At 72.3% G+C, this 21,903-nt stretch carries 23 protein-coding genes and 2 pseudogenes; 12 read left to right on the top strand and 13 right to left on the bottom strand.

What is annotated here, in order from left to right; genetic code table 11:
• Positions 1-45 precede the first annotated feature (45 nt).
• The 3 genes from ACWD2L_RS06410 to ACWD2L_RS06400 form a co-directional block, all read right to left on the bottom strand.
• Positions 46-390, bottom strand: coding sequence for a VOC family protein (locus tag ACWD2L_RS06410; protein ID WP_351331491.1), 345 nt, complete (start codon positions 388-390; stop codon positions 46-48).
• Positions 391-407: 17 nt separating this feature from the next.
• Entirely contained in the window at positions 408-644 is a 237-nt protein-coding gene (locus ACWD2L_RS06405; protein ID WP_351331490.1) for a hypothetical protein, read from the bottom strand.
• Between the two features lie 74 nt (positions 645-718).
• The gene (locus ACWD2L_RS06400) at positions 719-1,255 is read right to left on the bottom strand and encodes an SRPBCC family protein (RefSeq protein WP_351331489.1); all 537 of its coding nucleotides are present in this window, start codon (positions 1,253-1,255) and stop codon (positions 719-721) included.
• Between the two features lie 147 nt (positions 1,256-1,402).
• On the opposite strand from ACWD2L_RS06400, the gene ACWD2L_RS06395 reads away from it, so the two are divergent.
• Together ACWD2L_RS06395 and ACWD2L_RS06390 are read left to right on the top strand one after the other, a co-directional pair.
• On the top strand, positions 1,403-2,374 hold the full coding sequence (locus tag ACWD2L_RS06395; protein ID WP_351331488.1) for a glutathione S-transferase family protein: 972 nt from the start codon (positions 1,403-1,405) through the stop codon (positions 2,372-2,374).
• A 37-nt stretch (positions 2,375-2,411) separates the two neighbouring features.
• Positions 2,412-3,560: a dihydrofolate reductase family protein gene (locus ACWD2L_RS06390; RefSeq protein WP_351331487.1), complete on the top strand. Its 1,149-nt coding sequence runs from the start codon at positions 2,412-2,414 to the stop codon at positions 3,558-3,560.
• Here the strand turns inward: ACWD2L_RS06390 and ACWD2L_RS06385 are convergent.
• A complete protein-coding gene (locus ACWD2L_RS06385; RefSeq protein ID WP_451187592.1) occupies positions 3,474-4,433 on the bottom strand; it encodes a DMT family transporter in 960 nt (319 codons plus the stop codon). The two genes, ACWD2L_RS06390 and ACWD2L_RS06385, sit on opposite strands and share 87 nt — an antisense overlap.
• A 95-nt stretch (positions 4,434-4,528) precedes the next feature.
• Here ACWD2L_RS06385 and ACWD2L_RS06380 point away from each other — a divergent pair, with 95 nt between their 5' ends.
• From ACWD2L_RS06380 to ACWD2L_RS06370, 3 genes are read left to right on the top strand one after another with little or no spacing between them, the layout of a single operon-like run.
• Positions 4,529-5,149, top strand: coding sequence for a TetR/AcrR family transcriptional regulator (locus ACWD2L_RS06380; protein ID WP_351331485.1), 621 nt, complete (start codon positions 4,529-4,531; stop codon positions 5,147-5,149).
• Positions 5,146-5,583 (top strand): protein-tyrosine phosphatase family protein, encoded by a 438-nt coding sequence (locus tag ACWD2L_RS06375; protein WP_351331484.1) that lies wholly within the window; start codon positions 5,146-5,148, stop codon positions 5,581-5,583. The genes ACWD2L_RS06380 and ACWD2L_RS06375 overlap by 4 nt, the downstream gene beginning before the upstream one ends.
• 55 nt (positions 5,584-5,638) lie before the next feature.
• The gene (locus tag ACWD2L_RS06370) at positions 5,639-6,307 is read left to right on the top strand and encodes a DUF4230 domain-containing protein (RefSeq protein WP_351331483.1); all 669 of its coding nucleotides are present in this window, start codon (positions 5,639-5,641) and stop codon (positions 6,305-6,307) included.
• A 27-nt stretch (positions 6,308-6,334) separates the two neighbouring features.
• On the opposite strand, the gene ACWD2L_RS06365 is transcribed toward ACWD2L_RS06370, so the two are convergent.
• From ACWD2L_RS06365 to ACWD2L_RS06350, 4 genes are all read right to left on the bottom strand, one after another.
• The gene (locus tag ACWD2L_RS06365; protein WP_351331482.1) at positions 6,335-7,093 is read right to left on the bottom strand and encodes an alpha/beta hydrolase; all 759 of its coding nucleotides are present in this window, start codon (positions 7,091-7,093) and stop codon (positions 6,335-6,337) included.
• Positions 7,094-7,232: 139 nt separating this feature from the next.
• Positions 7,233-8,120 carry a PhzF family phenazine biosynthesis protein gene (locus ACWD2L_RS06360; protein ID WP_351331481.1) on the bottom strand — a complete coding sequence of 296 codons (888 nt, stop codon included), beginning with the start codon at positions 8,118-8,120 and terminating at the stop codon, positions 7,233-7,235.
• An 84-nt stretch (positions 8,121-8,204) separates the two neighbouring features.
• Entirely contained in the window at positions 8,205-8,576 is a 372-nt protein-coding gene (locus ACWD2L_RS06355; protein WP_351331480.1) for a hypothetical protein, read from the bottom strand.
• Positions 8,577-8,649: 73 nt separating this feature from the next.
• The gene (locus ACWD2L_RS06350) at positions 8,650-9,453 is read right to left on the bottom strand and encodes a putative protein N(5)-glutamine methyltransferase (RefSeq protein ID WP_351331479.1); all 804 of its coding nucleotides are present in this window, start codon (positions 9,451-9,453) and stop codon (positions 8,650-8,652) included.
• A gap of 271 nt (positions 9,454-9,724) precedes the next feature.
• Between ACWD2L_RS06350 and ACWD2L_RS06345 the strand changes: the two genes are divergently transcribed.
• Both ACWD2L_RS06345 and ACWD2L_RS06340 read left to right on the top strand, forming a co-directional pair.
• Positions 9,725-10,450, top strand: coding sequence for a 2OG-Fe(II) oxygenase (locus tag ACWD2L_RS06345; protein ID WP_351331478.1), 726 nt, complete (start codon positions 9,725-9,727; stop codon positions 10,448-10,450).
• A gap of 117 nt (positions 10,451-10,567) precedes the next feature.
• Positions 10,568-11,350: a slipin family protein gene (locus ACWD2L_RS06340; RefSeq protein ID WP_351331477.1), complete on the top strand. Its 783-nt coding sequence runs from the start codon at positions 10,568-10,570 to the stop codon at positions 11,348-11,350.
• Between the two features lie 6 nt (positions 11,351-11,356).
• Here ACWD2L_RS06340 and ACWD2L_RS06335 read toward each other — a convergent pair whose 3' ends face one another.
• The 4 genes from ACWD2L_RS06335 to ACWD2L_RS06320 all read right to left on the bottom strand — a co-directional run bounded on the left by ACWD2L_RS06335 (position 11,357) and on the right by ACWD2L_RS06320 (position 14,355).
• Positions 11,357-11,734: a nuclear transport factor 2 family protein gene (locus ACWD2L_RS06335; RefSeq protein WP_351331476.1), complete on the bottom strand. Its 378-nt coding sequence runs from the start codon at positions 11,732-11,734 to the stop codon at positions 11,357-11,359.
• A gap of 18 nt (positions 11,735-11,752) precedes the next feature.
• Complete coding sequence (locus tag ACWD2L_RS06330) at positions 11,753-13,150, bottom strand: MFS transporter (protein ID WP_351331475.1); 1,398 nt, start codon at positions 13,148-13,150, stop codon at positions 11,753-11,755.
• An 8-nt stretch (positions 13,151-13,158) separates the two neighbouring features.
• Positions 13,159-13,614 (bottom strand): MarR family winged helix-turn-helix transcriptional regulator, encoded by a 456-nt coding sequence (locus tag ACWD2L_RS06325; RefSeq protein WP_351331474.1) that lies wholly within the window; start codon positions 13,612-13,614, stop codon positions 13,159-13,161.
• Positions 13,615-13,728: 114 nt separating this feature from the next.
• On the bottom strand, positions 13,729-14,355 hold the full coding sequence (locus tag ACWD2L_RS06320) for a TetR/AcrR family transcriptional regulator (RefSeq protein WP_351331473.1): 627 nt from the start codon (positions 14,353-14,355) through the stop codon (positions 13,729-13,731).
• 141 nt (positions 14,356-14,496) lie between these two features.
• Here ACWD2L_RS06320 and ACWD2L_RS06315 point away from each other — a divergent pair, with 141 nt between their 5' ends.
• The 3 genes and pseudogenes from ACWD2L_RS06315 (at position 14,497) to ACWD2L_RS06305 (ending at position 19,490) form a co-directional block, all read left to right on the top strand.
• Positions 14,497-15,942, top strand: a complete 1,446-nt coding sequence (locus tag ACWD2L_RS06315; RefSeq protein ID WP_351331472.1) for a cytochrome P450 — start codon at positions 14,497-14,499, stop codon at positions 15,940-15,942.
• Positions 15,943-15,980: 38 nt separating this feature from the next.
• Positions 15,981-17,735, top strand: a complete 1,755-nt coding sequence (locus ACWD2L_RS06310; protein ID WP_351331471.1) for an ABC transporter ATP-binding protein — start codon at positions 15,981-15,983, stop codon at positions 17,733-17,735.
• Positions 17,732-19,490, top strand: a pseudogene (locus ACWD2L_RS06305) (ABC transporter ATP-binding protein). Before ACWD2L_RS06310 ends, ACWD2L_RS06305 begins: the two are co-directional and overlap by 4 nt.
• Before the next feature lie 10 nt (positions 19,491-19,500).
• On the opposite strand, the gene ACWD2L_RS06300 reads toward ACWD2L_RS06305, so the two are convergent.
• Positions 19,501-20,250 carry an MgtC/SapB family protein gene (locus tag ACWD2L_RS06300; RefSeq protein WP_351331470.1) on the bottom strand — a complete coding sequence of 250 codons (750 nt, stop codon included), beginning with the start codon at positions 20,248-20,250 and terminating at the stop codon, positions 19,501-19,503.
• Between the two features lie 94 nt (positions 20,251-20,344).
• Here ACWD2L_RS06300 and ACWD2L_RS06295 point away from each other — a divergent pair, with 94 nt between their 5' ends.
• Together ACWD2L_RS06295 and ACWD2L_RS06290 are read left to right on the top strand one after the other, a co-directional pair.
• The gene (locus ACWD2L_RS06295; protein ID WP_351331469.1) at positions 20,345-20,593 is read left to right on the top strand and encodes a hypothetical protein; all 249 of its coding nucleotides are present in this window, start codon (positions 20,345-20,347) and stop codon (positions 20,591-20,593) included.
• A gap of 76 nt (positions 20,594-20,669) precedes the next feature.
• Positions 20,670-21,903: pseudogene (locus ACWD2L_RS06290) on the top strand (cytochrome P450 family protein).

Below are 21,903 nucleotides of genomic sequence, written 5' to 3'. Positions count from 1 at the left end.
GGCCGCGGCCTTCGGGCCCGGCCCCACTCCTCGTTCCCGGACCGGTCAGCCGTCCTGGAGCACTCCGAAGACATTGCCGTCCGCGTCCTTCAGCGACGCGATCCGCCGTCCGGGCCCGACCTCCGTGACGTCCTGGACGACCTCGGCGCCGGACTCGACCAGGGACGCGACCATCCCCTGGATGTCGTCGACGGTCCAGTAGCCCACGGGACCGGTCATGCCCTGCTGGTGCCCGCCCGGGTTCAGGCCGAAGTGCTGTCCCGCCACGTCGTAGCCCACGTAGTACACCTCGTCCGACGACGGCTCCACGCCGAGCAGTTTGGTGTAGACGGCCTTGGCGGCGGCGAGGTCGCGGACGGGGGCGATGATGGTGTTCTGACCACTGGTCATGGAGTACTCCTTCATTCTCAGCCGAAGTTCGTCAGGCTCAGGAACAGGAACACCGTTCCGACGGTGAACGCCGCGATGCCGAGCGCACCGAGGACGAGCGCCGTCCGCCTGGCCGGGCGGCAGACCGCCTCGGCATCCTGCTGCCGGACCGAGGCTCCGCACGGGAGCACCGCAAGACCGTAGGTCACCAGTCCCGCGGTACCGACCGTGAGGCCGAGTCCGAGCCACGTCACACTCGCGGACATAAAGGACATGTGTCCGATTTTGCGCCCATTCGTGGCATCCCGCTATTCAGGCTGTGACCGTGTGCACACGCGGTGCGTGTGCCTCAGGACTCCTCTTCCATGCCGGGCACGGGGGCGCCGGACGGGAAGCCGGCGGCCAGGTAGGCGTCGTACAGCTCCTTCCACGGCGGCGTCGCTCCCGTGTGGTCCTCCGACAGGGGCTCGCCGCGGTCGGCCGCGTCAAGGGCGAGCAGGCAGACCTCCCAGCCCGCCGCGTTGCGTGCCGCCGCGTCCGCGCTGAGCAGCACGTTGGTGAGCGTCAGGTGCGTGCCTCCGTCACCGCGCTTCTCCAGGTCGTACTGGAGCTCGTCGCCTCCCCACGTGAAGGAGAAGTGGCGCGGGGGCTCCGCGGCGACGACCGTGCCGACGGACTCCGGCATGTTCGGGTCGTCGAAGAAGCGGATCGTCGCGCCGGGGCTCAACTCCCCGGCCTCGAACTTCGAGGGGAACCAGTGCGCGAGGTCGACCGGGTCGGTGACATAGCGCCAGACGCGGTCGATCGGCTTCTCGTACGTGCGGGTGAACCGGACTCCGGGACGGCCGTCGTCCAGGGTGAGGTAGCTGCCGGTCGTGGTCCTCATGCCTGCGCCTTCCTTGCCATGGCGGTCAATGCCCACTCCGAGCCTCTCATCGGCCACTGACAGCCGCCTCCGCCGAGGTGGTGCGCGGGCCGTTCCTCGGGCAGGCTCGGGGCGCACGATCGTGTCCGACCCCGGAGGGAGACCCACGTGCCCGGCAACGCCTCGTACGGCAAGAAGGCCTTCAAGCGCTCCCGCAGTCATTTCACCGACCGGATCACCGCCGACGGCCGCGACGGCTGGCCCGTGGAGGCGGGCCGCTACCGGCTCGTCGTGAGCAGGGCCTGCCCCTGGGCGAGCCGCGCCCTGGTGGTGCGCCGCCTCCTGGGCCTGGAGGACGCCCTGTCCCTCGCGGTCACCGACCCGATCCAGGACGACCGCAGTTGGCGCTTCACGCTCGATCCGGACGACCGCGACCCGGTGCTCGGGATCCGCTACCTCAGTGAGGCCTACGACGCGCGGGAGACCGGGTATCCGGGCGGCGTCAGCGTGCCGGCGATCGTCGACGTACCGTCCGGCAAACTCGTCACCAACGACTACCAGCAGCTGACGCTGGACTTGGAGACAGAGTGGACGGCGCTGCACAGGTCCGGCGCGCCGGACCTGTATCCGGAGCCGCTGCGCGACGAGATCGACGAGGTGATGGAGGGCGTCTACCGGGACGTGAACAACGGCGTGTACCGGGCCGGGTTCGCCAGCGAGCAGGACACGTACGAGGAGGCGTACCGGGACGTGTTCGCGCGGCTCGACACGGTGGCGCGGCGGCTTGACGGGCAGCGGTATCTCGTCGGCGACACGATCACGGAGGCGGATGTCCGGCTGTTCACGACGCTGGTCCGCTTCGACGCCGTCTACCACGGTCACTTCAAGTGCAACCGCAACAAGCTGGCCGAGGACCCGGTCCTGTGGGCGTACGCGCGGGACCTGTTCCAGACGCCCGGCTTCGGGGACACCGTCGACTTCGACCACATCAAGCGGCACTACTACCAGGTGCACACCGGCATAAACCCCACGCGGATCGTGCCGCTCGGCCCGGACCCGTCCGGCTGGCTGACCCCGCACGGCCGCGAGAAGCTGGGCGGGCGCCCCTTCGGGGACGGCACACCGCCGGCGTCTCGATAGGCTCTGCGCGTACGTTCCGCCCGGTCACGGAGTCGCCATGTCCCGCCCCCACGTGTTGCTGTCCGCCGCGGTCTCGCTCGACGGCTGCCTCGACGACACCGGCCCTGAGCGGCTCCTGCTGTCCGGCGTGGAGGACTTCGAGCGGGTGGACGCGGTGCGGGCGGCGAGCGACGCGATCCTCGTCGGGGCGGGGACGCTGCGCGCGGACCGGCCCCGGCTGCTGGTCAACTCCCCGCAGCGGCGCGCCAAGCGGGTAGCGGACGGGCGGGCCGCCTACCCACTGAAGGTGGCGGTCACCGCGTCGGGGGACCTGGATCCGGGTGACCCGTTCTGGACGACGGGTGGCGAACGACTCGTCTACACGACCGAGTCGGGCGCCCAACTCGCGCGCACGCGCGTGGGCGGCGCGGCCGACGTGATGGCGCTGGGCCGGCACCTCGACTGGGCGGCGCTCCTCGACGACCTCGGCGCGCGGGGCGTGCGGCGGCTGCTCGTCGAGGGCGGCGCGCGCGTGCACACGCAGCTGCTGCAACTGGGCCTCGCGGACGAACTGCGGCTCGCCATCGCCCCGTTGGTGGTCGGTGAGCCTGGCGCGCCGCGCCTGTTCGGCCCCGGTTCCTACCCGGGCGGGCCGCGCAGCCGGATGCGGGTGCTCGCCACGGAGCGGGTCGGGGACGTGATCGTCACCCGGTACGCGCCGACCGTGCCCGGCCCGGGGCCGGCGGCCACCGCGGCGGACCGGCACTGGCTGCGACTGGCCTGCGAACTCGCCACCGAGTGCCCGCCGTCGAGGACCGCGTTCAGCGTCGGCGCCGTGGTCGTCGCCGACGACGGCACGGAACTGGCGCGCGGCTACTCACGCGCGGGCCAGGACCCGGTGGTGCACGCCGAGGAGGCCGCGCTCGGCAAGCTCGCCGCCGACGACCCGCGCCTCGCCACGGCCACCGTCTACAGCAGCCTGGAACCGTGCGCCCGCCGCGCCTCGCGGCCGAAGCCGTGCGCCCGGCTCATCGTCGACGCGGGGGTGCGCCGCGTGGTGTCTGCCTGGCGGGAGCCCGACACGTTCGTGCCGGGCGCCGACGGGATGGGGGTGCTCGCCTCAGCGGGCGTCACCGTGGTGGAGGTCCCGGAGCTGGCCGACGCGGCCGTGCTTCCCAACCGCCACCTTGTCGCGGCCGCCTCGTAGCGGGTACGCGCGTGTGCCGAGCCGGACGACCACGACGGCCGCGAGACCGAGGACGAGCCCCAGCGCGGTGCGTATCCCGAAGGGCTCGCCGAACATCAGCGCTCCCCACACGGCGGTGACGGGTGCCATCAGGAACATCAGCGTGTTGACCTGGGTGAGGCCGCCGCGCCGCAGCACGATCCAGTAGAGGCCGTAGCCGCCGAATGTCGACAGGCCGATGAGCCAGGCGATCGACAGCCAGAAGGACGGCGCGGCGGGCGGTGCGGCCTCGCCCAGCGCAACGGCGAGGCCCGTGAAGACGACGGCGCTGGTGGCGCAGTGCACGGTCAGGGCGACCATCGGCTCGACCCGGGTGCGCGAGCGGCTCTCCACGAAGGTGGCCGCGACCAGCGACAGCATGCCAAGGAACGGGACGCCGTACGCCCACCACGGGACACCGGAGACGGCGCCCGCGTCGGCCGTGGTGACGATGACGACCCCGGCGAGTCCGAGGCACAGGCCGAGCCACTGCCGCGCGGTGACGTACTGCCGCAGCAGGGGGCCTGCGAGGGCGCCCGCGACCAGGGGCTGGGTGCCGTCGATGAGGGCGGTCGTGCCGCTGGAGACGCCGAGCTGGATGGCGTAGTAGACGGTCAGGAGGTAGCCGCTCTGCGAGAGGGCGCCGACGACGGCCTGCCGTCCGATCGTGCGCCGGCCGAGCCCGCGCCATCGCTTCCTGCCCGCCGCCACCGCGACGGCGCCCAGGGCCAGCGCCAGCGGGAGGAACCGCCACATCAGCGTGGTCACGGCGCTCGCGTCGCCTGCGCCGAGCTTGGCTCCGATGAAGCCGGAGCTCCAGGTCAGGACGAATCCGATGGACAAAAGGACGTTCATGGCGCGGCAACCGCCTCACGTGTTCGGGTTCAAGGGCAGAGGTATACAGATCGGTTTACCTGGCACCACTATACAGATCGGTATACCCTTGCGGCATGCCTACGACGACGAACCCCGCCCCGCCGGCCGTCGACCCGGACCGGCCCGACCTGACACCGGCCGCGCGCAAGGTCCTGGAGACCGCCTCGCGGCTGTTCTACGAGCGCGGCATCCACGCGGTCGGCGTGGACCTGATCGCGGCGGAGTCGGGCGTCACGAAGAAGACGCTCTACGACCGCTTCGGCTCCAAGGAGCAGATCGTCGTCGACTACCTGGCGACCCGCGACGCCCGCTGGCGCGCCTACCTCGCCCACCACCACGAGGACGCCGAACTCTCCCCCACCGACCGGGTGCTGGCCGTCTTCGATGCCTCCCAGGAGTGGATGAGCGCCAACAGCGGCAAGGGCTGCAGCATGGTCAACGCGCACGCGGAGATCAGCGACCCCGCGCACCCCGCGTACGCGGTGATCACCGGTCAGAAGCGGTGGATGCTGGAGCTGTTCACCCGGCTCGCGTCGGACGTGGCGCCGGACACCGCAAGGGAGTTGGGGCGCTCCCTGATGCTGCTGCACGAGGGCGCGCTGGTCTCGGACGGCCTGGATGTGTTCCCGGACGCGTTCGGGCGGGCGCGCAGGATGGCGGCGTTCCTGCTGTCGGCAGCGAAGGACGCGCGGTGACGGCCGAGCCGTGGGAGGCCGGAGCGCCGGGTGTGCTGCGGCTGCCCTCGGGGCTGCTCGTGCGCGGCAGGGGGCTGCGCGATCCGCTGCCCGCCGGTCCCCCGCCGACGTACGGCATCTACCTCCTGGGGGCCGAACCCCCGCCCACGGACTGGGAGTCGACGTGGCTGCGCTGGCCCGACTTCCGTCTTCCCGCCGACCGTGCACGCGCGCGTGCCGTACTCACGGAGGCGTGGCGACGCTGCGCACATGAGCGGATGGAAGTGGCGTGCGCGGGCGGCCGCGGTCGTACGGGGACGGCGCTCGCGTGTCTAGCGGTACTGGACGGAGTACCAGCGGGCGGGGCCGTCACCTACGTACGCGAGCACTACGCGCGCGGGGCGGTTGAGACGCCGTGGCAGAAGCGGTACGTACGGCGGTTCGCGGCTTCCTGAAAGCGGCGTGATCAGCGCTCCCGGTGGCATTTCGTAGTCATGGGAAGGAGGCCCCATGACGCCGAGGACCGCAGTGCCCCGGTGGGCGAAGGCCCTGCGACTCCCCCTGTGGGCGAAGGCGGCGGTCGTGCTGCTCGTCGTGCTCGCGGTCCTGCTCGCCGGGCTGAGCATGGTGCACCGCCTTGACGACGTGTTCGGCACGGAGACCCACGATCGCTCGGGGCCCGCGCTGCTCAAGTCCGTGCGGGACCTGAGCCGTTACGAAGCCGCGGCCGGCAATTACCAGGTGGTGGTCGACCTGGACAAGGACTCCAAGCATCTGCCGGACGTCATCCAGGGCACACGCACGCTGTACGTCGGCGCGGGCACGGTCAACGCGTACGTGAACCTGGGCGGGATCGACCCCGGCGACGTGCGGGTGAACGACGACCGCACGTCCGCGACGCTGCGCCTGCCGCACGCCCGGCTCGGCGCGCCCGTGCTCGACACGGACCGCTCGTACGCCGTGGCGAAGCAGCGCGGTCTGCTCGACCGGCTCGCCGACCTCTTCTCCGACAACCCGGGCGACGAGCGGGCTGTACGCCAACTCGCCGCCCGGCACATCGGGGAGGCCGCACGGGACAGCAACCTCACGGGCCGCGCCGAACGCAACACCACGGACATGCTGCGCGGCCTGCTGCGGTCCTTGGGCTTCCGCGACGTGAACGTCTCCTACGGGACGTGACGAGGGGCTGTCGTGTGACGACAGGGCCTAGCGCAGATGCCGGGCGTAGAAGCGGGCCGCGTCCTCCCCCGCGGACTGTGGGACGCCCGTGTGTCCGCCCATGTTGGCGAGCAGCGTCTTCTCCTTGGAGCCGAGGGCGTCGAACAGGTCCAGGGCCGCCTGACGGTCGTTGCCCTCGTCGTCCCACTGCAACAGGACGTGCAGCGGAATGGTGACCCGGCGGGCCTCCTCCAGGATGGCGCGGGGCACGAAGCTCCCCGCGAAGAGACCGGCGGCCACGATGCGCGGCTCGACCACCGCGAGCCGGACACCGATGGAGATCACTCCTCCCGAGTACGCGACCGGGCCGCCGATCTCGGGCAGCGCGAGCAGTGCGTCCAGCGCGGCCCGCCACTCCGGGACCGCCTGCTCGACCAGCGGGAGGATGACGGCGTCGATGATCTCGTCGCCGAGCGGCTCACCGGCCTGCAAGGTCCGGCGCAGGTCGGCGCGCGCCTGGTCGACGCCGGTGAGCCGGGGCCGGTCACCGCTCCCGGGGAGCTCGATGGTCGCGGTGGCGAACCCCTCCGCCGCCGCGCTGCGGGCCCGGCCCGCGAGCCGGGGGTACATCTTGTGCAGCCCGAGCGGCGGGTGGCCGAGCAGGATGAGCGGGACCGGTGCGGAGGCCGACGCGGATGCGGGCGTCCACAGGATGCCGGGGATCTCGCCGAGGGTGAATGCGCGCTCGAGGACGCCGTCGTCGAGGCCTTGTCCAGAAGTGAGGCGTTGTTCAGAAGTGAAGTGCACGGTCGTGCCTTTTCGGGAGAGCTCGGTACGGCGCTCCCGGACGACGACCTATCGCCCGACCGTGACCCCGGAGGAGAGCACCCATGTCGATTCGTTCACGGGTACCACCTCCTCGTTCTCTCGCACGGCCTCCGAAAGGCTAGCACTGGAGACGGACGGCGGCCCCGGACACCCGCACCCGCCGGTCCCCCGCACGCAGGTCGATCTCCAGCAGCGACGGGCGGCCCATGTCGTGGCCCTGGTGCAGCGTCAAATGCGCGTCGTCGGGGACGAGGCCCAGTTCGCGGGCGTACGCGCCGAAGGCGGCAGCCGCCGCGCCCGTGGCGGCGTCCTCCACGACGCCGCCGACGGGGAACGGGTCGCGTACGTGGAAGGTGGTCTCGTTCTCGCGCCACACGAGTTGCACGGTCGTCAGGTCGAGTCGGCGCATGAGGGTCAGCAGGGCGTCGAAGTCGTAGTCCAGATCGGCCAGCCGGTCACGGGTGGCGGCGGCGAGGACCAGGTGACGCACGCCCGCGAAGGCGATCCTCGGGGGCAGGCCCTGGTCGAGTTCGCCGGCCTGCCAGCCCAGCGCGGCGAGCGCCTCCTCCACGTCCTCCCGGGCCGCCTCGTGCACGCGTGGCTCCACGCTGGTGAGGGTGGCCTTGAGGACGCCGTCCTCGCGGCGGACGGTGACCGGCACACGCCCCGCCGCGGTGTGGAAGTCCAAGTCCCCTGTGCCGAATTGCTCACCGAGTGCCACCGCGGCGGCGACGGTGGCGTGGCCGCAGAAGTCGACCTCCGCCCGGGGGCTGAAGTACCGCAGCGTGAAGGACCGCTTGTCCTTCGGATCGCCCTGCGGGTCGGGTCCTGGCGTCAGGAAGGCGGTCTCCGAGTAGCCGAGTTCGGCGGCGATGCCGACCATCTCCTGGTCGCCGAGCCCGGCCGCGTCGAGCACGACACCGGCACCGTTGCCGCCCTCCGGGCTCGCGGAGAACGCGGTGTAGTGCAGCACTGCGGGGGCCGGGGGCGGCGCGGTGTTCGTCATGGAGGCAGAGCCTTTCACGCGGCGGTGCTGTCCTGGGCACGGTCGTCGTGACCAACATCCGCCGCCCCGCGCCGAATTCCCCGGTCAGTGCCGCGACGTCAGGCGCAGATGCAGCTCCTGTTCCTGGTCGCCGGAGGCGGCGGTCTCCGCGGTGACGGTGAACGCGGCCGTCAGCGCCGCGCACACGCGGTCGAGCGCCTCGTGGCCGCCCTGGAGGTCCGCGGTGGCCGTCCCGGCCAGGGGGCTCGCCCCGCCGGGCGCCGGGTCGGACGCGGCGTCGACTGTGGCGAGCCAGACCGTCGCGTCGCCGTCGGGGCGCTCGTCCGGCGCGCGGTCCGAGGCAAAGGCCGTGGACAGCACCCGCAGGACCGCGTCGGCGTCCTGTGGTGTGCAGTCGCTGAGGGTCACGCCCACCACTGTGGAGGCGTCACCTTGGACGGGAGTCGTTTCGGTCATGGTGGCTGCTCCCTCTGCGTCGCTGGTTTCCGATCTTGCGGGTACCGGCGACGCGCCGGGTCAAACCCCGAGGTCAGGAGAGGCGTGTACCGACGACGATCGTGGCGTACAGGTCCTCGTTCGTGACCACGCGTGCGTGCAGGCCCGCCGAGCGGACGGCCGCTTGTGCCGCGGCGGCCTGGCGCTCGCTCGTCTCGACGAAGAGGTGTCCGCCGGGCGCGAGCCAGTCCGGGGCCTCGCCCGCGACCCTGCGCAGCACGTCGAGGCCGTCGTGCCCGCCGTCGAGGGCGAGGCGCCGCTCGTGGTCACGGGCTTCGGGCGGCAGCAGCGGTACGTCTCCGGTGGGGACGTACGGCCCGTTCGCCACCAGGGTGTCGACGCGGCCCCTGAGGTCGGCGGGCAGCGGCGCATACAGGTCGCCCTCGTGGACCTCGCCGCCGAGCGGGGCGAGATTGCGGCGGGCGCAGCGCACGGCCGCGGGGTCCAGGTCGGCCGCATGCAGCCGGGCCGGGCGGCGGGCGGCCAGGACGGCGGCGACGGCGCCCGTGCCGCAGCACAGGTCGACCACGACGGTGTCGGGCTGCGTACGGGTGAGGGCCTGCCGGGCCAGGAACTCGGTGCGGCGGCGGGGCACGAAGACGTTGGGGTCGACGGCGACCCGCAGCCCGCAGAATTCGGCCCAGCCGACGACGTGTTCCAGGGGCAGACCGCTCGCGCGGCGCTCGACCATGGCGGCCAGTTCGGCGGCGTCTGGGGCAGTGGACAGCAGGATGCGCGCCTCGTCCTCGGCGAAGACGCAGCCGGCGGCGCGCAGGGAGTCGACCACGGACGTGGAATCGAGCGGAAGGGGTGAGCCGGTCGACGGGGAAAGCGTCATAAGGGGGCCTCTCGGGATGCCGAGGGGGCTCCCGGTCACCGGACGGCCGCGGCCTCGCTCAGCGCGAGCGGGCGGGGCGTACGGCGCGAGAAGGGAGCTCCCGACCTGACACAACGGTGATCGGACTCACCTCCTCGTTCCCTCGCGGTGCTGCACGGAGCGGACACATTACCGCACTGAACACCGCGTCCGATTGCCGCCAGCACACCGGGCCGCAGCCGACGAGGCTGGTGTCCTGGCCGATACCGCCCACCTGGGGAGATACACAGCGATGACCGGCACCACCACCGCCCCGCAGGCCCTCGTGGAGACCCTCGACTGGGCCGCACTGAGTGCGGAGCTCGACGCGTACGGCCATGCCCTCACACCCCGACCGGTGCTCACTGCCGACGAGTGCCGGTCCGTCGCCGCGCTCTACGACGACGTGCACCGGTTCCGATCGACGATCGACATGGAGCGCTACCGGTTCGGCCGCGGCCAGTACCGCTACTTCGACCACCCGCTGCCCGAGCTCGTACAGGAGTTGCGCGCGGCGTTCTATCCGCGGCTGCTGCCCGTCGCCCGCGCGTGGGCGCGGCGCCTGAACAGGCCGGCGCCCTGGCCGGACACCCTCGACGACTGGCTTGACCGCTGCCATGCGGCGGGCCAGAAGCGGCCGACGCCGATCCTGCTGCGCTACGGACCCGGCGACTGGAACGCGCTGCACCGCGACATCTACGGCGAGTTGGTGTTCCCACTCCAGGTCGTGATCGGCCTCGACGAGCCGGGCGGCGACTTCACCGGCGGCGAGTTCCTGATGACGGAGCAGCGGGCACGCGCCCAGTCGCGCGGCTACTCGACCACGTTGCCCCAGGGGCACGCCCTGGTGTTCACCACGCGTGACCGGCCGGTGCGCTCGGTGCGCGGCTGGTCGAACGGCCCGATGCGGCACGGCGTGAGCACGGTCCGCTCGGGCCGGCGCCACACACTGGGACTCGTCCTCCACGACGCGGAATGAGCCGTTGCCCGTGGTCCGGGGGCCGGGGGCCGGGGATCGTGCGCAGCCCTCGACGACACCGGCGGACCGGGCATATCGTTGTCTATGCGGAGGACTCGGGCACCTGGGGGTGTCGTCATGGTCCAGGAACTCACGATCGCGGGCGTAGCGCTGCTCTGCGTCCTGTTGGTGTACGCGGGAGCCGCGGCCCGCGTGGTGAAGCAGTACGAGCGCGGCGTCGTGTTCCGTCTCGGGCGGCTGGCCGGGAGCGTGCGGGAGCCGGGGTTCACGATGGTCGTGCCGATGATCGACCGGCTGCGCAAGGTCAATATGCAGATCGTGACGATGCCGGTGCCCGCGCAGGACGGCATCACGCGGGACAACGTCACGGTGCGGGTGGACGCCGTCATCTACTTCAAGGTCGTCGACGCGGCGAACGCGCTGGTCCAGGTCGAGGACTACCAGTTCGCCGTCTCGCAGATGGCGCAGACCTCCCTGCGCTCCATCATCGGCAAGAGCGACCTCGACGATCTGCTGTCGAACCGCGAGAAGCTCAACCAGGGACTGGAGTTGATGATCGACAGCCCGGCCGTGGGCTGGGGCGTGCAGATCGACCGCGTCGAGATCAAGGACGTGTCGCTGCCCGAGTCGATGAAGCGCTCGATGGCACGCCAGGCCGAGGCCGACCGTGAGCGCAGGGCCCGCGTCATCAACGCCGACGCCGAGCTCCAGGCGTCGAAGAAGCTCGCCCAGGCCGCCGAGGTGATGTCCGAGCAGCCGGCCGCCCTCCAACTCCGGCTGTTGCAGACCGTGGTGGCGGTCGCCGCCGAAAAGAACTCGACGCTGGTGCTGCCGTTCCCGGTCGAACTGCTGCGCTTCCTGGAGCGAGCACAGCAGCAACCCCAACCGCCGGCCTCCTGAACCAGCTCAGTGGGCTCCGGCCGGGTTGACGTCCTCGCCGAGGTAGGTGCCGTACCCCTCGGCGACGAGCGTGCCGTCGAAGATCAGCACCTCGTTGACCAGGCCGCCCTTCTGGTTGCGGTAGTTGATGACCAGGCTGTTCACACCGACGTAGCTGCCCATCACCTCAAACCGCAGGTCGGGGATGCGGCGCAGGCCCTCCTGCCAGTAGGCGCGCAGTGCGTCCTTGCCGCGCATGATGCCGTCGCCGCCGAGCAGTTGCGCCGCCACCGGCGAGCTGAACGTCACGTCGTCCGCGAAGTGGGCCAGCAGGGCGTCCAGGTCGTGCGCGTTCCACGCCGTCACCCAGGAGTCGACGAACGTCCGCGCGGTCACATGATCCATGAACGCATTATGGCGTTCTCAACTCCTGCGCAGCGCCCGGTCCGTCACCGTCAGGGCCGCCAAAAGGACACCGAGGACGACGGAGACTCCGGCCATCAGGTGCAGCCCGCTGTCGCTGGCGCGCTGCCCGTACGCGAGGGCGATCAGGCTCGACGCTGTGATGGCGCCGATGTACTGGGCGGTGCGCTGGAGCCCCGCGGCGGAGCCGATGTCGGCGGCGGGGGCGTGCTCCTGGACGGCGGCCTGGTTGCAGGTGCCGACGAACCCCTGCGGGATGCCGAAGCACGCGCCCGCGAGCAGCAGCAGCGCCAGCGGGGTGTCGCCGTCGAGGAACACGAGCAGCCCCGCGCCCGCGGTGAGCAGGACGCACGCGGTGACGAGCGGGGCGCGGATGCCCTTGGTGCGGGCGCCGAGCAGGGAGCAGGCCATCGCCGTGAGAGACATCGGCAGCATCAGAAGGCCGGTGTATCCGGAGGAGAAGCCGCGCCCCTCCTCCAGCCACTGGGTGAAGCCGTACATCACGCAGTAGATGAGCAGATAGCTCAGGCCGTGCCGGAGGTAGGTGCGGGCCAGCGGGCCGTTCCCGGCGAGCATGCGTATGTCGATGAACGGCGCCCTGCTGCGCAGCTGCCACCACACCAGCACGCCGCCGAGCACGGCGAAGGGTGCGAGCAGCCACCACATGGGGTCGGACAGATCGAGCAGGAAGAAGACGAGGACCGTCAGGGCCGTGGTGAACAGACCGATGCCGAGGGGGTCGAGGGCGGTGCGTGGCGCCGCTGCACCGTCCGTGCAGCGCGCGGGGTCGCGCGGGATCCACAGCACGGCGGAGGCGAACGCGATCGCCGCCACCGGCACGTTGACCGCGAAGATGCCGCGCCAGCCGACGACCATGACGAGCAGTCCGCCCAGCGTCGGCCCGACTGCGGCGCTGCCGAGCGCCGCGAAGGAGAGCCGGGCCATGACGGGGCGCGGCGGGCGGCGGCCCACCCGGCGGCCCTCGTCGCGCAGCACGGCCATCGCGGCCGGGTAGGCGGCGGAGGTGCCGATGCCGAGGAGCAGCCGGGAGACGATGAGCCAGCCGAAGGTGGGGGCGAAGGCGCCGACCATCCCGGAGACGCACACGACGACGAGTCCCGCGAGGAACACCCGGCGCGGGCCGAGGGTGTCGGCGAGCTTGCCGAGCACGGGCTGGGCGACGGCGCTCGCCAGGTAGAGGACGGAGATCAGCCAGGCCGTGTCGGCGGCGCCGATTCCGAAGTCGTGCCCGATGGCCACCAGGGCGGTGGAGATCATCGTGGTGTTGAGCGGGTTGAGCAGCGAGCCGAGGAGCAGGGGCGCGGTGAGCCGGGCCCGGAACCCCTCCAGCAGCGCGGGAGCCTCGCCTTCGCCGGTGACGACGGCTCGGTCTCCCACGCCTTGTGTCACTTGCGCACCAGCCGCTCGAGGAGCGCGGTGGCCTCGGCGAGGGTGCGTCGCTCGTCGGCGTCGAGTTCTTCGGTGAGCGCCTGGGTGAGCCAGCCGTGCTTGGCGGCCCGGACGGCGTCCAGGGTGGCGCGGCCGCTGTCGGTGATCGACACGACGGACTGCCGCCCGTCGTTGGGGTCCGGCTCGCGGGACACGAAGCCCTGTTCCTCCAGGGCGCCGAGCGTGAGTCGCATGGACTGCGGCCGTACGTACTCGCCGCGTGCGAGCCCCGCGGTGGTGTCGGGCCCGTCGGACTCCAGGCGGGCGAGGACGGTGCGCTGGGTGGGCGTGAGCAGGCTGTCCGGCGACGCGGTGCGCAGCCGGCGCGAGAGCCGGCCGACGACGGTGGCGAGGTCGGCTGCGACCCGCTCGCTGGGCGGCACGTCTCCTGCGGCTGAGTGCGTTCCTGACATGGCGCCACCGTACGAGGTGGACAGGAAGCCTTGCAAGTTACCCTTATGACCCTCGCATCCGCGCACCCACGGACCCCGGACACGTAGGAGGAGCAGGCGCGGGCCCCGCACCCGTCACAGGTCGATCGCCCCCACCAGCGCCCGCGCACACAGGTCCCGCACCTGCTCCCGCGTGAGTTCGGAGGCGTCGAGCCAGTCGAGGCAGACGGCGACGAGGAACGCCATCCAGCCGCGCACCGCGAGCCGCAGCACGTCGGGCGCGGGGAGGCGGTCGACGATGTGCGGGTCCGCCGCGAGGGTGGCCATGATCTGCTCCTCGTGCGCGGCGAGCCCCTCCCGGTACGCCGCGCGCACGGCCGGGTCGCCCGCCGCCTCCGCGCGATGGAAGGCGCGGAAGCCGTGCGCGTGCGTGGCGACGTACTCGAGGAAGGTGTCGAGCCCCGTGCCGAGCTGCTCGCGGACGGGAATGCCGGGCACGGCGGCCGTCAGGCGCAGCATCCGTTGACTCTCGCGCTGCACGACGGCGGCGAAGAAATCCCGTTTGTTCGGGAAGTAGTGGTACAGCAGTCCGCGCGAGACCCCGGCGATCTCCGCGACCTCTTCGATCCATACGTCGCTGTAGGAGGCCTGCGCGAACAGCCTGGCGCCCACGGCAAGCAGTTGCTCGCGGCGCTCCTGCGTGCTGAGCCTGCGCCGGGTGCGCTCCCCCGGTGCCGACACTCCCGCTCGCTCCCTGGTCATGGGCGCACCCTACTGGACACGCCGCACCTTACTTGACGTGAGTTCAATAACAGGATCAGACTGTGGCTCGTTATTGAATCCACGTCTAACAGTGTGGGCGAGGTGTTCCAACGGGGCACCGACGCAAGGGAGATGGGCACGATGGCGCAGGTGACACAGGCCGCGGGACCCCCGCTGCCGCGAGGATTTCGCAGTGCCGAGCAGGGGTGGCCGCGTCTGGACCGCATCCCGGCCCCGCCCCGCCGGGTCCCGTTCATCGGCGATGTGGTCGGAGCGAACGTCCGCTCCCCGCTGCAGGATTCGATGAAGCTCGCCGCCGAACTCGGGCCGATCTTCCGGCGCAAGGGGTTCGGCAAGGAGATCGTGTTCGTCGCGGGCGCGGATCTCGCGGCGGAGCTGGCCGACGAGTCGCGGTTCGCCAAGCACGTCGGGCTCGGCGTCGCGAATCTGCGTCCAATGGCGGGCGACGGCCTGTTCACCGCGTACAACCACGAGCCCAACTGGCAGCTGGCGCACGATATTCTGGCCCCGGGCTTCAGCCGCGACGCGATGGCGGGCTACCACCCGCTGATGCTGGACGTGGCGGGGCAGTTGATGGCTTCCTGGGATACGAGCGAGGCCGCGGGCCGTACGGTCGACGTGCCGGCGGACATGACCAAGCTGACGCTGGAGACGATCTCCCGGACCGGCTTCGGGCACGACTTCGGTTCGTTCGAGCGCGAGCGGCCGCACCCGTTCGTCACGGCGATGGTCGGCGCCCTGACCTTCGCGCAGCGCCGCAACGTGGTGCCTCCGCTCCTGTCGTCCGTGCTCCTGCGCGGCGCCGAGAAGCGCAACGCGGCGGACCGCGCGTACCTCAACAGCACGGTCGACGAGGTCATCGCGGCGCGCCGCGCCGCCGACGGCGGGCCCGGTGACCTCCTGGACCGGATGCTGGAGGTGACACACCCGGAGACCGGCGAGCGACTGTCACCGGAGAACATCCGCCGCCAGGTCATCACGTTCCTGGTGGCCGGGCACGAGACGACGTCGGGCGCGCTCTCCTTCGCGCTGCACTACCTCGCGCAGAACCCCGAGATCCTCGCCAAGGCACGCGACGAGGTCGACCGTGTCTGGGGCGACGTCGATGTCCCCGCCTATGAGCAGGTCGCCAAGTTGCGTTATCTGCGGCGGGTGTTGGACGAATCGCTGCGACTGTGGCCGACGGCACCGGCGTTCGCGCGCGAGGCGCTCGCGGACACGACGCTCGGCGGGTCGCATCCGATGCGGCGCGGCGCGTGGGCGCTGGTCCTGACGACGATGCTGCACCGCGACAAGGCCGCGTGGGGCGAGGACCCGGAAGCCTTCGACCCGGAGCGGTTCACTCCGCAGGCGGTCCGCGCCCGGCCCGGCCACGTCTTCAAGCCCTTCGGCACGGGCGCCCGCGCCTGCATCGGCCGCCAGTTCGCGCTGCACGAGGCGACGCTGGTGCTCGGCCTGCTGCTGCGCCGCTACGACCTGCGACCCGAGCCCGACTACCGGCTCGCCATCACGGAGCGGCTGACGCTGATGCCGCGCGGCCTGCGGCTGCAACTGACCCGCAGGTGATCCACCGGGGGCTCCGACGGCCCGCATAGGGTGCGTCAATGAGTGACACCACCACGGACGTGCCCGACGAGGGCCACTGGGCCGTCGATCCCGGTGTCCCGGAACTGCGCGGACCGGCCCGCTACTTGGGATGGCTCGTCGCGCGCCAACGCGGCCGCGTCGCCACGGGCGCACTTTTCGGCAGCCTGTGGATGGTGGGGCTCGCGCTCCCGCCGTACATCCTGTCGCGCGCGGTCGACGAAGGGCTGCGGGCCGGCGACTCCCGTGCGCTGTACGGGTGGTGCGGCGCCCTCGTCGTCCTCGGCGCGGTCAACGCGTGGCTCGCGATCATGCGGCACCGGACGATGACGCGGGTGCGCCTCGATGCCACGTTCCGAACGACACGGCTCGTGACACGGCACGCCACCCTGCTCGGGGCCGCGCTGCCGCGGCGCGTCGCGGCGGGTGAGGTCGTCACCATCGGCGTCGGCGACGTTCAACGCATCAGCCAGACGCTGACGATCGCGGGCCCCGGCGTCGGCGCGGTCGTCGCGTACGCGGTGGTGGCCGGGCTGCTCCTGTCGATCTCGGGGCTGCTCGCGGCGGTGATCCTGCTGGGCGTGCCGCTGCTCGCCGGCGCGCTCGGGCCGCTGCTCACGCGCCTCCAGGGCGCCGAGTCCGGCTACCGGGAACGGCAGGGCGTGCTGGCGTCGCGCCTCGCCGACCTCGTCGGGGGCCTCGGGGTGCTCGCCGGGCTCGGCGGCAAGGACGTGTACGCGGGCCGGCTGCGGCAGGACACGGCCGAGCTGCGGGAGGAGGGCTACCGGGTGGCGCGCGTAATCAGCTGGATCCAGGCGCTCGCCGTCGGCCTCCCCGCGGTGTTCCTCGCCGTGGTGACGTGGCTGGGCGCCCGGATGTCGGCCCAGGGGGAGCTGTCCATCGGCGAGTTGGTGGCCGTGTACGGGTACGTGGCGATGCTGGTCGTGCCGGTCGAGGCGTTCATCGAGGGTGGCTACGACCTGGGGCGCGGGCTCGTCGCGGCGCGGCGAGTGCTGCGGTTCCTGTCCCTCGAACCGGAGTCGGGCGGTCACCGCTCCCCCGTTCCGGGTCCGCCGGAGGGCGCTCCTCTGCACGATCCGGAGTCCGGGGTGACGGTCACACCGGGGCGGCTCACAGCGCTGGTGTCGGCGCGGGCCGGCGAGGCGGCGGCCGTGGTCGACCGGCTGGGTCGCTTCGCACCGACGTCGGCCACCTGGGCTGACGTCGTGTTGGATGCGGTCGACCTGGCGGAGGTTCGGCGCCGGATCCTGCTCGCGGCGCCCGACGCGGATCTGTTCGCGGGGACGGTGCGGGAGGCGGTCGCGGGCCGGGACACCCCGGACGACGGGGCGGTGACGGCCGCCCTGCACGCGGCTGCGGCGGACGATCTGCCGGGCGGCGCTCTCCTGGCCCAGGGGCGCAACCTGTCGGGCGGCCAGCGTCAACGGCTACGCCTGGCACGGGCGTTGCACGCGGACCCCGAGATCCTCCTCGCCGTCGAACCGACGTCGGCCCTCGATGCCCACACGGAGGCGCGCGCCGCGGACCGGCTCCGGGCGGCGCGGCACGGCCGCACCACGCTCGTCACAGGCACCTCCCCGCCCCTGCTCGACCGGGCGGACGAGGTGTACTTCCTGCACGACGGGACGGTCCGCTCCACGGGCGGCCACCACGAACTACTGGCCGGCGACGAGGAGTACCGACGCCTGGTGGCTCGGGGCACGGAGGCCGTCCCGGAACCGGGTGCCGTGCCGGCGGCGGGAGCCGATTCATGAGCTCTCCCCACGCCTCGCTCCCCGTCGCCGGGCGCGGCGCTGTGCGCCGTGCCGCGATCGAACTCGTCCGTGCCGACCGGCGGGCCTTCGTCTCGACGCTGGTTCTCAACTGCCTCGCGGCGGGCGTCGGGATCGTCGGGCCCTGGCTGCTCGGCCGGATCGTCGACGATGTGCGGGGCGGCACGAGTGTGGCGCACGTCGACCGGGCGGCCCTGGTGATCCTGTGCTGCGCCGTGGCCCAACTCCTGCTGCTGCGCTGGGCGCGCCTGGTGGGGCACCGGTTCGGGGAGCGGACGGCGGCGCGGGTGCGGGTCCGGTTCGTGGACCGGGCGCTGGCGCTTCCCGCCTCCGTGGTCGACCGGGTGGGGCCCGGCGACCTCACGAACCGGGGCACGAACGACGTGGCGGCCGTCGCGCAGCGCGCTGCGCGACGCGGGCCCCGACGTGTTCGTGTCGGCGGCGCAGGTGGTGTTCCTCGCGGGCGCCGTCGTCGTGGTCGAGCCGGTGCTCGGCCTGGTCTCCCTGTGCTGCCTGGCGGGCATCCCGGTGGCGGTGCGCTGGTATCTGCGCCGGGCCCGCACCGCGTATCTCGCCCAGGGCGAGGCCGACTCGCACGTCGCCGAGCAGCTCGCGGCGACGGCTTCGGGAGCCCACACCGTCGAGGCCTTCCGTCTCCAGGAGCAGCGCATCCAGGCGTGCGAGCGGGGCATCCGGCACAGCCACCGCACGCGCATGCGCACCCTGTCCCTACGTAGCGTGCTGTTTCCCTCGGTCGACTTCTCGTACGCGCTGCCGGTCGCCGCCGTCCTCCTTGTCGGCGGCACCCTGCACGCGCACGGCGGTCCGAGCCTCGGTGCGATCGTCACGTGCGCCCTGTATCTGCGCCAGATGTCGGGCCCGCTGAATACGATCCTGTTCTGGGTGGAGCAACTGCAGAGCAGCGGCGCCTCGTTCGCCCGCGTCGAGGGCATCGGCGGTGCGGCACGACGCGCGCCCGCGCACGAGGCGGCCTCCCCGTCCGGCGACACCATCCAACTGCGCTCGGTCCACTACGCGTACGAGGGCGGCGGCGACGTCGTCCACGGGGTGGACCTGACCGTGCGGGCAGGCGAGCGGCTCGCAGTGGTCGGCCCGTCCGGGGCGGGCAAGACCACGCTGAGCAAGCTCATCGCGGCGATCGACGCGCCGCACACCGGGACGGTCGGAGTCGGCGGTGTCCCGGTCACCGCTCTCGCGCCCGAACAGCTGCGTCGCCACATCGTCCTGGTCACGCAGGAGCACCACGTGTTCCTCGGCCCGGTCCGCGACAACCTGCGCATCGCCGCGCCCGAGGCGGACGACGCGGAGCTGAGCGCGGCGCTCGCGGCGGTCGGCGCGGACGATTGGGCGGACGCGCTCCCCCAGGGACTGGACACCGAACTCGGCGCCGGTGGCCTGCGCCTCGAAGGTCCGCAGGCGCAGCAACTGGCCCTGGCCCGCGTGGTACTCGCGGACCCGCACACCGTGGTCCTCGACGAGGCGACCGCCCTGCTCGACCCGGCGACGGCACGCCATACGGAACGGGCCCTCGCGGCGGTGCTGCACGGCCGCACCGTCATCGCCGTCGCCCACCGTCTCCACACGGCGCACGACGCGGACCGGGTGGCCGTCATGGAGGACGGCCGGCTCACCGAACTCGGCCCGCACGCGGCACTGGTGGCGGCGGACGGCGCGTACGCGGCGCTGTGGCGGTCGTGGCACGGGACACGGACGTAGGCCCTGCGGGCTACTCGTCCGGTGCCGCCGCCAGCGACGCCACGTCCAGCACCCCGTCCAACTCCGCAAGCACGGCCACCAGTTGCGGCACGTCGGACGCCCCCTCGATCTCCATGCGTACGGCCATCGTCCCGGACCGGCCCCGGCCGCCTGGCTCCCAGTCGGCGCTGTCGTTGCGCAGTTCGACGACGCGGAATCCGCGGCTCGTGCACTCCTCCAGGACGCGGGTGAGGACGCTGGAACCGACCCGGTAGGCGAGGTGCAGGCCCGAGCGCCGCTCGGTGGCCAGGGCCGGCACGCGCCGCGTCAGCCAGGGGTAGCCGCGCACGACCAGGAAGTGACAGGCAGTCGCGGCGAACGCGAGCAGCGGCAGGCCGCCGCCGCAGGCCATTCCTATGGCACACGTCAGCCAGACGGTCGCCGCGGTGGTCAGTCCGCGCACCGCGTCGCGTCGCACGAAGATGAGGCCGCCGCCGATGAAGCCGATGCCGGAGACGATCTGCGCGGCGACGCGGGACGGGTCGAACGACACGCTGTCCATGCCGAGCACGGAGTTGAACCCGTGCTGCGACACCTCCATGAACAGCGCGCTCCCCACGCCGACGAGGGTGTGCGTGCGCAGCCCCGCACTCTTCTGCTGGACGGCGCGCTCCGCCCCGATCAGCGTGGACAGCACCAGGGCGAGACTCAACTCGGCGAGCTGCCGCAGGCCTTGCCCGGCGGCCGGGTCGAACAGGGAGAACGCGAGTGGGGACGACAAGAGCGGGACCCTCCTCTCCAACGGGTTGATCTTCCCGAGGGTAGTCCCGCGCCGGCTCGGCGGAATTGTCAGACCCATGCGCAAGAGTGGAGTCATGAACGGGACCAGGAACCACGGACAGCTGACCATCAACCCCGAGTTGGCCGCGGCGCAGGCCTGCCTGCGTCTCATGCACACGGCACGCGCGGCGCTCTCCACATCCGAGCCACCGGCCACGGCGGCGGTGCTCACCGTGCCGATCGCCGAGGCCGACGAGGCACTGAGCAGGGCGGGCCTCGCGGGCAACGAGGCGTGGCTGCTGGAGCGGATCTACGGTCTGGGCCTGGAGGCCGAGTCGCCCTAGCATCGTGTGATCCGCATCGGGTGTGTCGGTCGTGTTCCGGTGCATCGCCACTTCTCCGGCTTGCAAGGAGCTCGACATGACCGCTGTCTCCTCGGACCAGCCGCACCGCATCGACCCGGCGGGCGGCTGCCCGCACGCGCGGAACGTGCGGCTGCGCGCCCAGGGCGCCGTCACCCCCGTGGTGCTGCCCGGGGAGGTGCCGGGGATGCTCATCCTGGGCCACGACGCGCTGCGGGAGTTCCTGGCGCACCCCGATGTCGGCAAGGACCCCCGGCACTTCACGGAGCTCGCCGAGGGCCGGATACCCGAGGGCTGGCCGCTGCGCACGTTCGCGACGGTGCGCGGCATGACCACGGTCGACGGCGCGGACCACCGGCGGCTGCGGTCCCTGGTGAGCCGGGCGTTCACGGCGCGGCGGGTCGAGGAACTGCGCCCGCGCATCGAGGAGCTGACCGAGCAACTGCTCGACGACCTCGCCGCTGCCGCCGCGGCGGGCGGCGGCACGGCCGATCTGCGGGCGCACTTCGCCATGCCGCTGCCCATGGGCGTCATCTGCGAACTCTTCGGCGTGGACGAGGAGTTCCGAGGGCGCCTGCACCATCTGTCGAGCCAGATCGTGTCGACGCACATCACGCCGGAGGCGGCCCTCGCCGCCAACCGGGAGATGGTCGGCATCCTCACGCGGATCGCCGCTGCTCGCGCCGAGGCACCGGGCGACGATCTCACCAGCGCGCTGCTCGCGGCCCGCGAGGCCGACGGCGACCGGCTCGCCGAGAAGGAGCTGATCGGCACGCTGATGCTGTTCGTCGTCGCGGGCCACGAGACGACGCTGAACCTGATCACGAACGCCGTGCGCGCGCTGTGCTCCCATCCCGAGCAACTGGCCCTCGTGCGGGCCGGGGAGGCGACCTGGTCCGACGTCGTGGAGGAGACGCTGCGCTGGGACGCCCCGGTCAGCTACTTCCCGTTCCGGTATCCGAAGCGGGACCTCGTCGTCGACGGCACGGTGATACCGAAGGGCACCCCGGTGCTCGCAGGATACTCGGGGGGCGGGCCGCGACCCCTCCGCCCACGGCTCGGACGCCGACCGGTTCGACGTCGGGCGTGCGGTGAAGAACCGTCATCTCTCGCTCGGCCACGGCGCCCACTACTGCGTGGGCGCCCCGCTGGCCCGCCTGGAGTCGACGATCGCCCTGGAGCGCCTGTTCGGGCGCTTCCCCGATCTCGCGCTCGCCGCCCCGGAGGGGGAGCTGCGCCAGCCGACCGGGTTCGTCGGCAACAGTGTGCTGGAGTTGCCGGTCACGCCGTGA

The sequence above is a fragment of the Streptomyces sp. NPDC002754 genome, from assembly GCF_053592315.1.
Note: the sequence above shows the minus strand (reverse complement) of the source record. Positions and strands in the feature narration are given on the sequence as shown.

Excerpts from the sequence above, each read along its gene's own strand:
- ACWD2L_RS06410 (WP_351331491.1), bottom strand. The coding sequence starts at position 390 with ATGACCAGTGGTCAGAACACCATCATCGCCCCCGTCCGCGACCTCGCC.
- ACWD2L_RS06295 (WP_351331469.1), top strand. The coding sequence starts at position 20,345 with ATGAACGGGACCAGGAACCACGGACAGCTGACCATCAACCCCGAGTTG.
- ACWD2L_RS06370 (WP_351331483.1), top strand. The coding sequence starts at position 5,639 with ATGACGCCGAGGACCGCAGTGCCCCGGTGGGCGAAGGCCCTGCGACTC.
- ACWD2L_RS06390 (WP_351331487.1), top strand. The coding sequence starts at position 2,412 with ATGTCCCGCCCCCACGTGTTGCTGTCCGCCGCGGTCTCGCTCGACGGC.
- ACWD2L_RS06385 (WP_451187592.1), bottom strand. The coding sequence starts at position 4,433 with ATGAACGTCCTTTTGTCCATCGGATTCGTCCTGACCTGGAGCTCCGGC.
- ACWD2L_RS06355 (WP_351331480.1), bottom strand. The coding sequence starts at position 8,576 with ATGACCGAAACGACTCCCGTCCAAGGTGACGCCTCCACAGTGGTGGGC.
- ACWD2L_RS06340 (WP_351331477.1), top strand. The coding sequence starts at position 10,568 with ATGGTCCAGGAACTCACGATCGCGGGCGTAGCGCTGCTCTGCGTCCTG.
- ACWD2L_RS06335 (WP_351331476.1), bottom strand. The coding sequence starts at position 11,734 with ATGGATCATGTGACCGCGCGGACGTTCGTCGACTCCTGGGTGACGGCG.
- ACWD2L_RS06400 (WP_351331489.1), bottom strand. The coding sequence starts at position 1,255 with ATGAGGACCACGACCGGCAGCTACCTCACCCTGGACGACGGCCGTCCC.
- ACWD2L_RS06315 (WP_351331472.1), top strand. The coding sequence starts at position 14,497 with ATGGCGCAGGTGACACAGGCCGCGGGACCCCCGCTGCCGCGAGGATTT.
- ACWD2L_RS06405 (WP_351331490.1), bottom strand. The coding sequence starts at position 644 with ATGTCCTTTATGTCCGCGAGTGTGACGTGGCTCGGACTCGGCCTCACG.
- ACWD2L_RS06345 (WP_351331478.1), top strand. The coding sequence starts at position 9,725 with ATGACCGGCACCACCACCGCCCCGCAGGCCCTCGTGGAGACCCTCGAC.
- ACWD2L_RS06310 (WP_351331471.1), top strand. The coding sequence starts at position 15,981 with ATGAGTGACACCACCACGGACGTGCCCGACGAGGGCCACTGGGCCGTC.
- ACWD2L_RS06380 (WP_351331485.1), top strand. The coding sequence starts at position 4,529 with ATGCCTACGACGACGAACCCCGCCCCGCCGGCCGTCGACCCGGACCGG.
- ACWD2L_RS06320 (WP_351331473.1), bottom strand. The coding sequence starts at position 14,355 with ATGACCAGGGAGCGAGCGGGAGTGTCGGCACCGGGGGAGCGCACCCGG.
- ACWD2L_RS06325 (WP_351331474.1), bottom strand. The coding sequence starts at position 13,614 with ATGTCAGGAACGCACTCAGCCGCAGGAGACGTGCCGCCCAGCGAGCGG.
- ACWD2L_RS06350 (WP_351331479.1), bottom strand. The coding sequence starts at position 9,453 with ATGACGCTTTCCCCGTCGACCGGCTCACCCCTTCCGCTCGATTCCACG.
- ACWD2L_RS06360 (WP_351331481.1), bottom strand. The coding sequence starts at position 8,120 with ATGACGAACACCGCGCCGCCCCCGGCCCCCGCAGTGCTGCACTACACC.